This window comes from Flavobacterium proteolyticum (assembly GCF_015223105.1).
GTDB lineage: Bacteria > Bacteroidota > Bacteroidia > Flavobacteriales > Flavobacteriaceae > Flavobacterium > Flavobacterium proteolyticum.
The window spans coordinates 234860-250729 of sequence record NZ_JADFTZ010000002.1; the positions used below are offsets into that span (position 1 = coordinate 234860).

At 32.0% G+C, this 15870-nt stretch carries 13 protein-coding genes; 7 read left to right on the plus strand and 6 right to left on the minus strand.

Going from position 1 to position 15870, the window contains the following annotated elements; genetic code table 11:
• Window positions 1-11: 11 nt before the first annotated feature.
• Window positions 12-1790 carry an arginine--tRNA ligase gene (argS, locus tag IM755_RS06480; RefSeq protein WP_194094913.1) on the minus strand — a complete coding sequence of 593 codons (1779 nt, stop codon included), beginning with the start codon at window positions 1788-1790 and terminating at the stop codon, window positions 12-14.
• A gap of 168 nt (window positions 1791-1958) precedes the next feature.
• Here argS and IM755_RS06485 point away from each other — a divergent pair, with 168 nt between their 5' ends.
• Window positions 1959-4373 carry an outer membrane beta-barrel family protein gene (locus IM755_RS06485; protein WP_194094916.1) on the plus strand — a complete coding sequence of 805 codons (2415 nt, stop codon included), beginning with the start codon at window positions 1959-1961 and terminating at the stop codon, window positions 4371-4373.
• Between the two features lie 119 nt (window positions 4374-4492).
• Here IM755_RS06485 and IM755_RS06490 read toward each other — a convergent pair whose 3' ends face one another.
• From IM755_RS06490 to IM755_RS06500, 3 genes are all read right to left on the minus strand, one after another.
• Window positions 4493-4939, minus strand: coding sequence for a DinB family protein (locus IM755_RS06490; protein WP_194094918.1), 447 nt, complete (start codon window positions 4937-4939; stop codon window positions 4493-4495).
• Window positions 4939-5946 (minus strand): 3-oxoacyl-ACP synthase III family protein, encoded by a 1008-nt coding sequence (locus IM755_RS06495; protein ID WP_194094920.1) that lies wholly within the window; start codon window positions 5944-5946, stop codon window positions 4939-4941. Before IM755_RS06495 ends, IM755_RS06490 begins: the two co-directional genes overlap by 1 nt.
• A gap of 133 nt (window positions 5947-6079) precedes the next feature.
• On the minus strand, window positions 6080-6412 hold the full coding sequence (locus IM755_RS06500; protein ID WP_026724533.1) for a YegP family protein: 333 nt from the start codon (window positions 6410-6412) through the stop codon (window positions 6080-6082).
• A 117-nt stretch (window positions 6413-6529) separates the two neighbouring features.
• Between IM755_RS06500 and IM755_RS06505 the strand changes: the two genes are divergently transcribed.
• Complete coding sequence (locus tag IM755_RS06505) at window positions 6530-8941, plus strand: S9 family peptidase (protein WP_194094922.1); 2412 nt, start codon at window positions 6530-6532, stop codon at window positions 8939-8941.
• Between the two features lie 123 nt (window positions 8942-9064).
• Here IM755_RS06505 and IM755_RS06510 read toward each other — a convergent pair whose 3' ends face one another.
• Window positions 9065-9448 carry an endonuclease domain-containing protein gene (locus IM755_RS06510; protein ID WP_194094924.1) on the minus strand — a complete coding sequence of 128 codons (384 nt, stop codon included), beginning with the start codon at window positions 9446-9448 and terminating at the stop codon, window positions 9065-9067.
• Window positions 9449-9490: 42 nt separating this feature from the next.
• The gene (locus tag IM755_RS06515) at window positions 9491-10411 is read right to left on the minus strand and encodes an ABC transporter ATP-binding protein (RefSeq protein WP_194094927.1); all 921 of its coding nucleotides are present in this window, start codon (window positions 10409-10411) and stop codon (window positions 9491-9493) included.
• A gap of 117 nt (window positions 10412-10528) precedes the next feature.
• Here IM755_RS06515 and htpG point away from each other — a divergent pair, with 117 nt between their 5' ends.
• The 5 genes from htpG (at window position 10529) to IM755_RS06540 (ending at window position 15831) form a co-directional block, all read left to right on the plus strand.
• Window positions 10529-12412 (plus strand): molecular chaperone HtpG, encoded by a 1884-nt coding sequence (gene htpG, locus IM755_RS06520; RefSeq protein WP_194094931.1) that lies wholly within the window; start codon window positions 10529-10531, stop codon window positions 12410-12412.
• Window positions 12413-12506: 94 nt separating this feature from the next.
• Window positions 12507-13937 (plus strand): hypothetical protein, encoded by a 1431-nt coding sequence (locus IM755_RS06525; protein ID WP_194094934.1) that lies wholly within the window; start codon window positions 12507-12509, stop codon window positions 13935-13937.
• A 3-nt stretch (window positions 13938-13940) separates the two neighbouring features.
• Window positions 13941-14459: a TlpA family protein disulfide reductase gene (locus IM755_RS06530; RefSeq protein WP_194094935.1), complete on the plus strand. Its 519-nt coding sequence runs from the start codon at window positions 13941-13943 to the stop codon at window positions 14457-14459.
• 82 nt (window positions 14460-14541) lie between these two features.
• Window positions 14542-14940, plus strand: coding sequence for a DUF2721 domain-containing protein (locus IM755_RS06535; protein ID WP_194094937.1), 399 nt, complete (start codon window positions 14542-14544; stop codon window positions 14938-14940).
• Window positions 14941-15009: 69 nt separating this feature from the next.
• Complete coding sequence (locus tag IM755_RS06540) at window positions 15010-15831, plus strand: hypothetical protein (protein ID WP_194094941.1); 822 nt, start codon at window positions 15010-15012, stop codon at window positions 15829-15831.
• Window positions 15832-15870 lie beyond the last annotated feature (39 nt).

Genomic DNA, 15870 nt, shown 5'->3' on the forward strand with positions numbered 1-15870 from the left:
CAATACTCTTATTACATTCTTTCAGGAACTTCAATTCCTAATAACTGAAATGCATTTTTTATGGTGTTTCCAACTGATTTTGACAATTGTACTCGAAACACTTTTTTATCGTGGTTTTCTTCTCCTAAAATCGAAACTTGTTGATAGAACGAGTTGAATTCTTTCACCAAATCATACGCATAATTCGCAATCAACGCCGGACTGTGATTTTCTGCAGCATTTTGAATTACTTCAGGGAATAACTGCACTTGTTTGATTAATTCTTTCTCTTTTTCGTGTAATTCTAATTCCGAAATTGAAATTGAAGTATCAAAATCTGCTTTTCTCAAAATCGATTGAATACGAGCATACGTATATTGAATGAATGGTCCTGTATTCCCTGCAAAATCAACTGATTCTTCTGGATTGAACATCATTTGTTTTTTAGGATCAACTTTCAACATATAATATTTCAACGCACCTAAACCGATTGTTTTGAATAAAACCGCTTTCTCTTCTTCAGAATATCCATCTAATTTCCCTAATTCTTCCGAAATAGTTTGTGCAGTAGTCGTCATTTCTGCCATTAAATCATCTGCATCTACAACGGTTCCTTCACGCGATTTCATTTTTCCAGAAGGTAATTCTACCATTCCGTATGATAAATGATATAAGCTATCTGCCCAATCAAATCCTAACTTTTTCAAGATTAAGAACAATACTTTGAAATGGTAATCTTGCTCGTTTCCTACCGTATAAACCATTCCACCAACATCTGGAAAATCTTTCACACGTTGGATTGCGGTTCCAATATCTTGCGTCATATAAACCGCTGTTCCATCAGAACGAAGCACGATTTTTCTATCTAAACCATCAGCCGTTAAATCAATCCAAACCGAACCATCAGGGTCTTTCTCGAAAATGCCTTTTTCTAAACCAAATTGCACTACTTCTTTTCCAAGTAAATACGTGTTGGATTCATAATAGTAGCTATCAAAATCAACGCCAAGATTTTTATACGTTTGAGCAAAACCATCATACACCCATTGGTTCATGGTTTTCCAAAGTTCAATAACTTCTGGTTTTCCATTTTCCCAATCTAAAAGCATTTGTTGTGCTTCTAAAATAGATGGTGCTAGTTTTTTTGCTTCGTCTTCGCTTTTACCTTGAGCAATTAATTCTGAAATCTCTTTTTTGTATTGTTTGTCGAATTCCACATAGAAATTCCCAACCAATTTATCACCTTTCAACCCTGTTGATTCTGGCGTTTGTCCGTTTCCGAATTTCTGCCAAGCCAACATCGATTTACAGATATGAATTCCTCTATCGTTGATGATTTGGGTTTTATATACTTTTTTTCCTGAAGCTTTTAAAATCTCAGCAACCGAATAACCTAATAAATTATTTCTGATGTGACCTAAGTGCAATGGTTTATTAGTATTTGGTGAAGAATATTCTACCATTACAGCTTTCTCTCCTTCTTTTGGAGCTACAAAACCAAATGTTTCGTTGTTTTTTATTGAATTGAAAAATTCCACATAAAAAGCATCCGAAATCACGATATTTAAAAATCCGCCTACTACATTGAACTTAGAAACTTCATTTACGTTCGCCACTAAGTAATTTCCAATCTGATTTCCAATTTCAACTGGATTGCCTTTTAATGCTTTTACCAAAGGAAAAACTACCATAGTAATATCACCTTCGAACTCTTTCCTAGTAGCTTGAAATTCAACTTTTTCAATAGAAATATTGAACAATTCTTCAACCGCTTTTTGGATGTGTGTTGTTAATGTGTGATGTAATGTCATTTTACCTTATTTTTTTGAACGTGCAAAGGTAATAAATAGTAGTTTGCGATTAGTAAATAGTGATTAGTTTTTTTTTGATTAAAAAAATATTTCAAAAATACTGTAACAATTAACAATTGTTGAAGTCTATTAAACACAATCATCAATCATATAATTAAAAACAAACAAATGAAACTTAAATTAATTACTACCTGTTTTTTGTGTTCCATTGCTTTTGGATTTGCACAAAATTCGGGAACTATCAAAGGAAAGGTTATTGACAAAAAAACTAATGAACCTTTACCTTACGTTAACATTATTCTTAAAGATAATGACAAGATTGTTACAGGAGGTGTAACCACAGAAGACGGAAATTTTGCCATCAACAAATTAGCCATACAAAAATACACTGTCGAAATTCAATTTATTGGATACACAACGGTTGTAAAAAACATTGATTTGACTGCTGATGCTAATCAAAACTTAGGAACAATTGCTATTTCTGAAGACGTATCCGAATTAAAAGATGTTGAAGTGGTGGCTGAACGTTCCAACATGGTGCAAAAAATTGATAGAAAAGTAATTAACGTTGGTAAAGATTTAATTGCTTCTGGAACTACTGCTTCTGAAATTATGAATAATATCCCAACAGTAAGCATTGACCCTCAAACGAAAGAAATTAGTATGAGAGGAAACAGCAATGTTCGTGTACTTATCGATGGAAAACCCTCGAATGTTTCGGTGGAGCAATTGTTACAACAAATTCCATCGGCTTCAATTAAACAAATTGAGTTGATTACAAATCCTTCGGCAAAATATAATCCAGAAGGAATGAGCGGAATCATCAATATTATTTTGCATAAAAATTCACAAGATGGTTTTAATGGTTCTATCAACACAGGCGTTACTTTCGGAATCACGCCAAAAACCAACTCGGCTTTAAACATGAATTACCGCGTAGGAAAAGTAAATTTTTATACCAATTATGGTTTTAATCACGGAATTAACGCAAACAATGGTTATGTAGATAGCGAAAGAACCAATCAAGAAAATCGTCAAGATTTTAATTTCCGAAATAAGAATAATTCACATCTATTAAAACTAGGAATGGATTATTACATTAACGAAAAAAACACATTGTCAGCTTATACCAATCAAAGTTTTACTAACGGCTCCGGGACAGGCTTGACAACTGTTGTTTACGACGATGCAATTACAAACCGAAATACAACTCAGCTTTTTGGAAGCAACAGCAACAACAAAAACCAAACCTATGACATGGTTTTTAAGCATGACTTTGAAAAGAAAGATGAAAATTTAGAACTTCAATTCAACTATTCCCATACCGTTAATGATGAGAATACTGTTTATGATGAAACAGTTTCAAACCCAACAGAAACTTACGAAAGAACCAATTTAGTAAAAGGAACAACCGATTATTTTCAGTTTAATGCCGATTATGTAAATCCGTTAACCGAAAGCACGAAATTAGAATTGGGAGTGGAAACGAGAATTCAGAATTCGGGTAATAGTTTTAATGATATTAATCCGAGTTTTACAAGCGCTAATAATTCGTTTGAATTTGGTAGAAATATTTATTCGGCTTATGCCAATTTAGGGAAGCAAATTGGAAAATGGAGTGGTCAACTTGGTGTTCGTTTAGAATATTTTGATTTAGATGCCGATTTTGCCATCAACGAAACCAATCCAAGTTTTTCTGATGCCCAAAATATTTCTGATGATTTATTCACGGCTTATCCATCGGCATTTTTAACATATACAGCAAACGATAAAAACTCATTTAATTTCAATTATTCAAGAAGAGTTGATCGACCAAGCATTGGACAAATTAGCCCAATTAGAGAATGGACAACGCCTTTAATGGAATCAAGAGGAAATCCAGCTTTAGTACCACAATTTACCAACTCATTTGAAGTGAATTACACTAGAACTACAAAAATTGGCTCAATCACAAGTGGTGTTTTCTATAGAAGTATTTCGGATGAGATTTCAAGAACGGTTTATAACGACCCAAACAATCCAAACCGTAATATTTTATCGTATGCCAATTTTGCAAATAATGATGCTTTTGGAATTGAATCTTCTGCAAATTTAAAATTCACAAAATGGTGGGCAGTTAATGCTAGTTCGGATATATATTTTAAAACCGCTAAAGGAACCGTACAAAATGCAAACACAAACGCATTAGAAAATGCTTCAGTAGATGTGGTGACTTTTAACACCAGAATCAACAACACCTTTACAGCAACTAAAGATTTACGCTTTCAATTATTTGGAATGTACCGAGGAAAAGACAAAGGCTTACAATACGATAGAAAACCAATGTATAAAATGGATCTTGGAGCCACCTATAACATTTTAAAAGGAAAAGGTACGATAACAGCTCGTTATAATGACGTTTTCGAAAATATGCGTTTTGCTTTTGATGGTAATATTCCGTTTAGACAACAAGGAGCTTTTTACTGGGAAAGTCAAACATTTTACGTAGGATTCAACTACATTTTTGGCGGCGGTAAAAACCGTGCTTTAGCAAGAAAACAAAGAGATGCTAACGAAACTAGTGGTGGCGGCGGAATGTTCTAAAACTTCAATATTCGTTGTTCAAAATTCAACATTCGTTATTTAATATAATATTGAATATTCAACTTGGAATTTTCAATAAAGAAGTAAAAAAACGCTCTGAAAATTCAGAGCGTTTTTTTTTATTTTCTTTTGTAAAAAACATAATCAGTTATTAAAGGCTTTAATCCTAAACTTTTCAGTTCTGAATTAATCTGCGCTCTATGATAATTTGAATGATTAATTACATGAAACAACAAATCTTGAATGGAATTAGAATAATGTTCACCTGTTGAAGTTATGTAATCTACATTAGCATCTAGTTCTTTTGATTCTAAAATAGACAAAGAAATTTCATAATTCTTTATATCTACTTCAAGCATTTCTTTCCAATTTTGCAATTGCCAAACTCCATATTGTGTTGGAACTTTTAAAATTCTAGTATTCCAAATTTCATGAGCATTTAAAATGTGTGAAATCAGAACGTGTATCTTTTCGCTTAGTTCATTTTCATGCTCAACAAGAAATTGAATCATTTGCTGATTCTTATCTAAATTATACTTGAATTTATCTAAATAAAATGCTTTCATTACCATCTAATAATAACACTTCCCCAAGTAAATCCAGAACCAAAAGCAGCTAAAACTACTAAATCTCCTGATTTAATTTTACCTTGTTCCCAAGCTTCTGTTAAAGCAATTGGAATAGAAGCTGCGGTAGTATTTCCGTATTTTTGAATGTTGTTGAATACTTGGTCATCTGTTAAACGGAATTTCTGTTGAATGAACTGTGAAATTCTCAAATTCGCTTGATGTGGTACCAACATATTAATATCGGAAACTTGTAAATTATTCGCTTGCAATCCTTCATTGATGACTTCACTGAAACGAACTACTGCATTTTTAAATACAAATTGTCCGTTCATATATGGATAATAGCTTTCATCGTTTGGATCGTTATCAGCAATGATGTCGGTTACCCAACGTTTCCCCATTCCTGGAGCAATTAATGATAATTCTTCAGCATGTTGCCCTTCTGAATGTAAATGAGTTGATAAAATTCCTTTAGTCAAATCTTCTTCTCTTGAAAGTACCGCCGCTCCTGCTCCATCTCCAAAAATTACAGAAACTCCTCTTCCGCGAGTCGTCATATCTAAACCTGTTGAATGGAGTTCGGAACCAATAACTAAAACGTTTTTATACATTCCGGTTTTGATGTATTGATCCGCAATTGAAATCGCATAAACAAATCCAGAACATTGATTACGAACATCTAAAGCACCAACAGTTCTTAACCCTAAATCGCGTTGTACTAAAACTCCTGGACCAGGAAAATAATAATCGGGACTCAATGTCGCGAAAATTACAAAATCGATATCCTCTTTAGCAACACCTGAACGTTCTATGGCTATTTTAGCAGCTTTTACTCCCATCGAAGTGGTAGTATCTTCTCCTCTTATGATATGACGACGCTCTTGAATTCCAGTTCGTTCCTGAATCCATTCATCGTTTGTATCCATTATTTTTGACAAATCATCATTAGTTACTACATTATCTGGAACGTAATAACCTAAACCCGAAATTTTTGAATGATACATATTTTTCTTTCTAAATTAAGCTACAAAAATACGAAATTATTAATTTGGAATCTTTTTTTTGTTGTTTTGACAAATCTAAAAACAAAAAGTGTCTACTTTTTAGGTAGACACTTTATAAATCTATTTATTAAATTTACGCTGTTTGATCATCAACAGAAGCATCTGGAGCATTTTTAGCTACTGAAGCAATTCCGTTGTCTCTTGAAGCAGTGCTTTCATACATTTCGCTAGTTCCTATAATCTGACCATTAGTAGCTTTCAAATTGAAATAAAATTTACCATTTTTTGATTCTAACTTATCAAAACGAGCTTCGTCTTGTGAATTTTTCTTCACAGATTCAACACCATTTAAACAAGCTGCTTTAGTTGTATATCCTTCACTAGCTAAAATTTCTTGACCATTACCAGCTTTTAAGCTAAATTGAAATTCTCCGTTTTTTCTTGTTGAAATTACAAATTTTCCCATAATTTAAAATGTTTTTATTGTTTTAACGAATTATAAAGGTAAGAAAAATTAACAAATAATTGTAAAAAAATTGTAACTAAAAAAATAATTTTAGAGCAAATTATAAAACCAAAAACAATGAAACTAAAACTCCTTTCTTTGTTCGTTTTTGTGGGAACATTCTCCACAATGGCACAAGAAAATGTAACGTATCAAAAGCCATCAGCAGAAATTTTAGCTTTGGCTGATTACGAAAGAGCACCATCGGTAAGTATGGATACTAAAAAAGAATACATGCTTTTAAGTTATCGAAATACGTACAAAACATTAGACGATTTAAATCAGACCGAAATGAAATTAGGCGGATTACGTATTAATCCTGTTACTAATATTTCAAGTACAGTGACGTATATCAACAATCTAAAGATTAGAAAAATCAAAGACAAAAACGAAATTCAAGTTAGCGGATTACCTGCAAATGCTAGAATTACGAATGTTTCTTGGTCACCAAACGAAAAGAAAATCGCTTTTACGAACACCACGAATCAAGGCGTAGAACTTTGGGTAATTGATGTAGCAACGGCAACCGCTAAAAAATTAACTTCTGATAATTTGAATGCGAATCTTGGAAGTCCGTTTAATTGGATGAAGGACAACGAAACTTTATTGGTAAAAGTGTTACCAAAAAATCGTCCAGCTTTAATCGATAGCAATAAGGATTTACCAAAAGGACCAACAGTTTCAACGAGTGATGGTTCAAAATCACAAAACAGAACGTATCAAGACTTATTGAAAAACAAAACAGATGAAGCTAATTTTGATGTTTTAGTTACTTCAGCATTGTATAAAGTTAGTCTTTCTGGAAATACTACTTTATTTAAAGGTGCTGATATTTACGCAGGAGAAAGTTTTTCTCCAGATGGCAATTATTTAATGCTAACCACCATTCAAAAACCCTATTCTTATATTGTTCCGATGAGTCGTTTTCCTCAAAAAACTACTGTTTATGACGCCAACGGAAAAGAAGTTAAAATGGTAAACGAAGTACCTTTAACCGAAATCATGCCGAAAGGTTTTTCATCGGTACGTAAAGGAAAAAGAAGCATGGGATGGAGAGCCGACAAAGCAGCAACTTTATATTTTGTTGAAGCTTTAGATGGTGGAGACCAAGCAGTAAAAGCAGATTTCAGAGATGAAGTTTTCTTATGGGAAGCGCCATTTACTTCTAATCCAACAAGCTTAATCAAAACGCAACAACGTTACGGAGGTATCATGTGGGCAAACGACAATATTGCAATTGTAGCCGATTCTTGGTACGACACTAGAAATACAAAAGCATATTTATTCAACCCATCGAATTTAGCAATTGCTCCAAAAATTATTGAAGACAGAAATTCACAAGACATTTATTCAGATCCTGGCAATTTCGAAATGAAAAAGAACGAATTTGGAAGATATGTAATTGCTATTGAAAACAATAAAGGCTATTTAGTTGGAGCTGGACATACAAAAGAAGGACAATTCCCTTTTATTGATGAATACGATTTCAATACGTTGAAAAAAACGAGATTGTATACTTCTAACATGAAAGACAAAAAAGAAGATTTGATGTCGATTGAAGATTTCAAAAAAGGAGAAGTATTAGTGATGATTCAGTCTAAAAATGAATATCCAAATTACTACTTTAGAAACATCAAGTCCAAAAACAAATTAACGCCAATTACCACTTTCAAAAACCCATTCGAAAGTATCAAAAACGTTCATAAAGAAGTTATCAAATACAAAAGAAATGATGGTGTAGAACTTTCGGGAACTTTATATTTACCTGCAGGATATGACAAAACGAAAAAAGAAAAATTACCTTTATTAATTTGGGCTTATCCGGCAGAATACAAAGACAAAAATTCGGCTGGACAAAACGATAAAAACCCGAATGAATTTACATTCCCAAACTATGGTTCGTTTGTGTATTGGGTAACCAAAGGTTATGCGGTTTTAGATGACGCGGCTTTTCCAATTATTGGAGAGGGAACAACAGAACCTAATGACACATTTATTCCACAATTAGTGGCTAATGCAGAAGCAGCAATTGATGCAGTAGATAAATTGGGTTACATCAATCGTAAAAAAGTAGCAATTGGAGGTCACTCATACGGAGCTTTCATGACGGCTAATTTATTAACGCATTCGAATTTATTTGCTTGTGGAATTGCAAGAAGTGGTGCTTATAACAGAACATTAACGCCTTTCGGATTCCAAAGCGAACAACGTAATTATTGGGATGTTCCAGAAGTATACAATACTATGTCGCCATTTATGAATGCCGAAAAAATGAAAACACCATTATTATTAGTTCATGGTGAAGCCGATAACAATCCTGGAACTTTTACCTTACAATCGGAGCGTTATTTCCAAGCATTAAAAGGTTTAGGTGGACCTGCTAGATTAGTGATTTTACCTAAAGAAAGCCATGGTTATGTTGCCAAAGAAAACATCTTACATTTGTTATGGGAACAAGATCAATTCTTAGAAAAGTATTTAAAGAATTAGTCCTTCGACAAGCTCAGGATGACATAAAAACATAGAGTAAAGAAGATAGACCTTTGAATTGAGAGATTTGAAGGTCTATTTTTTTTTACATCCCCCTAGCCCCCTTCAAAGGGGGAACTTTTTCTACGAATCACTATTCAATTCTTTAATTTTCGCAGATAACTCGTTCAAGACGTGATGACTATATTGGAGCACTTCATCATTTAAAAACCTTAAAAAAACGACTCCTTGTTGTTCTAATTCTCCTTGTCGTTTTGCATCTTCCAAAAAAGCATTATCATGAATAGTTCCATCTAATTCAATTGCTAAACCAATTTCATGACAATAAAAATCCACAATATAATTTAACATTGGAACTTGCCTATGAAATTCTACACCTAAAGATTTACCTTTCACCATTTTCCAAAATACAATTTCTGCTGGTTTGCTATTTTTCCTTAATTCTCTAGCCAACTCTTTTAATTTCGGATTGTATGGGATAATTTTATTTCTCTTAATTTCTTTCATATCTTATTTGCAATTCCCCTTTTGAAGGGGGTTAGGGGGATGTTACACTTTTTTCAAACAAACCACTTCCCCATTCTCCAAAATCGTATCATTTTCAAAAAATAAAATTCGATTACCATATTTCGCTTCTATCAAATAATGACTTCCTCTAAAATAAGAATTGACAATCTCTACTTTTAAATCGGAATTCAACACCACTTTTAATTGATGTGGATAAACAAATTTTGGTTCGCCGTTGATTTCAATTTCGTTAACATCTCCGAACAACGAAGCTACATATTTGTCTCTTGGATTATCGTAAATGAATTTTGGAATACCACTTTCAATGATTTTTCCTTCTTTAATAATCGCTACCTCATCTGCGAAAGATAGAACATCCGTACTATCATGAGTGGCAACAACACAAGTGATTCCTTTTTCTTTTAAATAACCAAACAGTTTTCTTCTCAAACTATTCTTTCTGAAATTATCGATATGACTAAAAGGCTCGTCCAACAATAAAACTTCCGGTTCAAGAGCCAAAACCCTTGCTAAAGCCACACGTTGCATTTGACCGCCACTTAAATACTTAGCTTTTATATTGGCATATTCTGTCATTTCTACGATTTCTAATAACTCTGCAATTCTGGCTTTTTTTTCTTCAGGATAAAAATTAGAAAGGTATTTTCCCACGTTCTCAGCAACCGTAATAAAAGGCATCAAATCGAAATCTTGAGCCAAATACTTCATAAAAGGCATACCTGGAATCAAATGATATTTCGGACCCAACACTTCTATATCATTCCAAAAAATCTGACCTTCATCTAAGTCATACAAACCGTAAATCAATTTTAATAAGGTACTTTTTCCACAACCACTTTCTCCAATTAAAGCCAAATTTTTCCCTTTAGTCAAGCTTAGAGAAATGGAATGTAAATTAGGTGTATCGATGTAAGAAAAAGTAATATTTTGAACAGACAGCATGACTATTTTTTTTACAAAGATAAGATTAAAAATTATGTCAATTTGTCACCAATTTAAGTTTGGTATTTCTTTTGAAAGATAGATAAACATCAAATTGTTTAACTTAAAATTTTAAATATGGCATCAGGAAAAATTAATGTTTCAGTAGAAAACATCTTTCCCTTAATCAAAAAGTTTTTGTATAGTGACCACGAAATTTTTCTTCGTGAATTAGTATCGAATGCAACCGACGCTACTTTAAAATTAAAACATTTAACTAGCATTGGCGAAGCAAAAGTAGAATATGGCAATCCTAAGATCGAAGTAAAAATCGATAAAGAAGGAAAAAAACTTCACATTATCGATCAAGGTTTAGGAATGACAGCCGATGAAGTGGAAAAATACATCAACCAAATCGCATTCTCAGGCGCAGAAGAATTCTTAGAAAAATATAAAGATTCTGCCAAAGATTCAGGTGTTATTGGTCACTTTGGATTAGGATTTTATTCGGCGTTCATGGTGGCTTCAAAAGTGGAAATCATCACTAAATCATACAAAGACGAGCCAGCCGCACATTGGATTTGCGACGGAAGTCCGGAATTTACTTTAACTTCTCATGACAAAACAGAAAGAGGAACAGAAATCATCCTACATATCGCTGAAGATTCATTAGAATTTTTGGAAGAATTCAAAATCCGTGAATTGTTGACCAAATACAACAAATTCATGCCGATTCCGATTAAATTTGGAACAAAAAAAGAAGCACTTCCAAAACCAGAAGACGCTCCTGAGGATTACAAAACAGAATATGTTGATGTAGATAATATCATCAATAATCCAAATCCAGCTTGGACAAAACAACCAAGTGATTTATCGGATGAAGATTATAAAAATTTCTATCGTGAATTGTATCCAATGCAATTTGATGAACCGTTATTCAACATTCATTTAAATGTAGATTATCCGTTCCACTTAACTGGAATTTTATATTTCCCAAAATTATCATCTGACTTACAAATTCAGAAAGACAAAATCCAATTGTACCAAAATCAGGTTTTCGTAACGGATAACGTAGAAGGAATTGTTCCTGAATTCTTAATGATGTTAAAAGGTGTGGTAGACTCGCCAGACATTCCATTGAACGTATCACGTTCGTACTTACAAGCGGATGGAAATGTAAAGAAAATTTCAAATTACATCACTAGAAAAGTAGCGGATAAATTAAAATCGTTATTCAATGAAAACCGTGAAGATTTCCAACAAAAATGGAACGACATCAAAGTGGTATTGGAATACGGAATGCTTTCGGAACCAAAATTCTATGAAAAAGCAGGCGATTTTGTATTGTATCCAACAACTGAAGACAAATATTACACATTAGCGGAATTAAAAGAAGCTATTGCGCCAAATCAAACCGACAAAAACGGAAAACTAGTTGTGCTTTATGCTTCGAACAAAGATGCACAACACAGTTACATTGACATTGCAAAAGAAAAAGGATATCAAGTTTTACTATTAGATTCGCCAATTGTTTCACATTTGATTCAAAAATTAGAAGCGGATAATGAGAATTTAACTTTTGCTCGTGTAGATGCGGATCATATCGATAAATTAATTCAGAAAGAAGAAGAAACGATTTCGAAATTATCAGATGACGAAAAAGAAAAACTAAAAACATCTATTGAAACAGTAGTTCCGAAAGAAAACTACACCGTGCAATTAGAAAATTTAGACAGCAATACAGCACCATTCATTATTACCCAACCAGAATTCATGCGTAGAATGAAAGAAATGAGCGCAACCGGTGGTGGCGGAATGTTTGGCATGGGCAACTTTCCTGATATGTATAATTTAGTAGTAAATACAAATTCAGAATTAGCTGCTACTATTTTGAACAGTTCAGAAGATGCACAAAAAGACTTGGTTAAACAAGCTTTAGATTTAGCTAAACTTTCTCAAGGATTGTTAAAGGGTGAAGAGTTGACAGCTTTTGTGAAGAGAAGTTTTGAGACTTTGAAGTAAGAAGTATAAGATAAAAAACAATCTAAAAACCTACAAGAATTTTAAATCTTGTAGGTTTTTTTTGTAATATTGTTATTTACAAAAAATATTCAAAATGAAAATCAATCAAACCCTATTAACTGTTTTCTTTCTTATAAGTTATGCAATGTTTTCACAAGAAGACAAACCAAAAATATCATTAAACATATTGGCGAATGATAAAATTTCAGAAGTCAATATTAATGAAGATAAATACATTGCGACTATTGGAAAAATAATCAAATATTTTGAAATAGAATATAAAACACTACCAAAAGAAGAAAAAATTGGAGTTTTAATCATTAGTCATAAAACTGGAGACCCAACAATTAAGGTATATTCTGATCCAAAAATCGATGCGATTAAAGAGCAGAAAATAATAACCGATATAAAAGCATATAAATTAGAAAACACAAAACTTGTTGATTTTCCGGTATTCATTTCTGTCAATACAAAATCAGAAAAAGAAATAACTGACTTTAAAGATTATGTAGACCCAATTAAACAAAAATTAGAGGAATATAAAAAAGCTAATCTAGAAACTAAAATACAGCTAAATAAAGATTATGCTATTAATGAAGTTCTTCCTGTTTTAAGTGCTTATCAAGTTATTGTTGATGATAAATTTGCTGGGGTTAAAAATTTTGGCAAACTAATTGAGAAAACCGATTTTACAAAAACTCAAAACATTGCTGAGTTAACGGATAAAAATTCAGACTATTGGAGAGCTTGTATGGAAATGTCGAATGGAAATCTATTGATTCCTATAACAAAAACTTTTATGTTAGTTTCTCAAGGCGAGTTTGATTATGCATACAAATACATTGAAATATTAAAACTTTTTGCAGACAAAGAAAGCATCTCAACTGACTATTTAAAAGAAATTGAGTTTCGATTAGAACTTTTCAACAATGAAATAAATGATGAAATTGCAAAAGGAATTACTGAGCATGACAAAAAAAACTATGACAAAGCAATTGAAATTTATCAAAATATTAAAAAAGTATATCCAAATTCATCATGGAACTTGTACGAATTATATTTTTCACAAAACACAAAAGATCTAAATGATAAAAAAATTGAAACAAACGATAGATCACAATGGGATAAAGCCAAAATAGAGATTTACCAGCACAATCCTTTATACAATATGGATGTTAGAGCGAGCAACCCAAAAGAAGGTTATTTATTATTTAGACGTCAAGAAATTCAATCTTTATTTAAAAATAAAAATGAAATTCTAAATGACATATACAAATACGCTGATATTGCATTAGATTTAGGTGTATATGATTTTGCAGCACAGGTATTTTGGCTAACTGCTCCTTATATGAAGAATGATTCTGAAAAAGCAATAAACATATATTTATACAGCTTAGAAAAGTTAGGCGTTAAAAATTTAAAAGAGAATTTTAAAGGAAATTTTACTTCAATTTTCAAAAAAATAGAAAAAGAAAAGGAAAAAGAAATGCAGGAGAATATATTATATAAAAACATGAAAAAATAAAATATGAAAAAACTAGCATTAGTATCAATTCTTTTTCTTTTCAATCTTGTATCAGCACAAGACAATGTAAATTATGAAAAAACAAACATTTTAAAGGTTGGAGATAAACTACCAATGTTTAGTTATCTAAATGAAAAAGGAGAATCGAAAAACATATCAGAGCATAAAGGAAAAATAATCCTTATTAATTTTTTTGCCACTTGGTGTGGTCCGTGTATGCAAGAAATGCCACACTTAGAATCTGAAATTTGGAATGTCTATAAAAACGATAATTTCATTTTGATGAGTTTTGGTAGAGAGCACAAATTAGAAGAAACCAATGCTTTTATCGCAAAGAAAAAATTCACTTTTCCTATTTATCCTGATGAAGCAAGAGCCATTTATAAACTTTTCGCAACACAATTCATCCCAAGAAATTATCTTATTGACGAAACAGGGACTATTATTTACACATCAATAGGATTCAAACAAGATGATTTTGATGAATTGAAAACGAAAATCAAAGCATTGTTAAATAAGTAAAAAAAAACCTTTAAATATTAATCCTGCCAGGTTTCAAAAACCTCTCAGGATTTTTTGTAATTTTATATTTTATAAAAATAGTATGACACTCTCAATCGAAACTCCAGCTTTATTATTCTCCGCAACCTCGTTAATCCTATTAGCTTATACTAATCGATTTTTAACGATTGCTCAAATCATCCGTAACTTGAAGAAAAACTACGACGACAATCATAACAAAAGCATTTTACTGGAAATCAAAAATTTAAACTTACGATTAACGCTAATCCGTTACATGCAACTTTTTGGAGTAATGTGTTTGTTCTTATCTGTTTTTGCAATGTTGCTACTTTATATAAATCATGGAGATTTTGGAATTTATCTATTTGGAGGTAGTTTATTTTGCTTATTGATTTCATTAGGAATCTCATTTTGGGAGATAAGTATTTCTGTCAATGCATTAAGAGTTCATTTAAAGGATTTATCAGAAGATGTCGAATAATTTTTGACTCTTTATTAAACCTTTTTAATTTTATAATGTCAAATTCATAATAAAAAAAGTATTTTAATTATGAAAAAATTATCTGTTTTTTTGTTGCTAATTCTTGGAATTACAGCAAGCTTTGGTCAAGAAAATGATAAAAATGATTTTCCTGAATTTACTGGTGACAATTTTAGTTTAGAAGGTGCTTTGGCATTATTTAAAAAAGCAAATTCACTAGAAGAATTTGAAAAATTAATCAATGAAGAAAACAATAATGTTAATAATCTTGATTTAAATAATGATGGCGAAACAGATTACATTGTAGTGCAAGATATACAAGAAAAAGACACACATGTAATTGTTTTAAGTACTTTTTTAAACGAAAAAGAAAAACAAGATATCGCAATTATTGGAATTGAAAAAACGGGAAATGAATCAGCCATCTTACAAATTGAAGGTGATTCAGAATTATATGCTGAAAACACCATTATTGAACCTTTTGAAATAGATGAAAAAATGGAAAAATCAAAAGGAGGTCCCAATGCATTGGAAATTACACCAACAGGAGTTGTAGTAAATGTTTGGTTTTGGCCAAGTGTGCGCTTTTTATATGCACCAGGTTATGTCGTTTGGGTTTCTCCACATAGATGGGGATTCTATCCAAGATGGTGGAAGCCATGGAGACCATATCGTTACTCTGTATTTTATGGAAGATGCGCACAGCATCGCGTATATTATCACAGAACGGCAACACATAGAGTTGTTGTCGCTAGAAAAGTATATTCCCCAAGAAGAAGCAGATCAACTATAGTAGTTCATAACAGAAGAGGAACAACAGTTGTACACAAAAACAAAAGAGGAAAAACTACAGTTGTTAAAACAAAACGTCGTGGTGGTGCTAGAAGGTAACGACAATTTATATAAAGATGAAATAAAAATCTCGTTTAG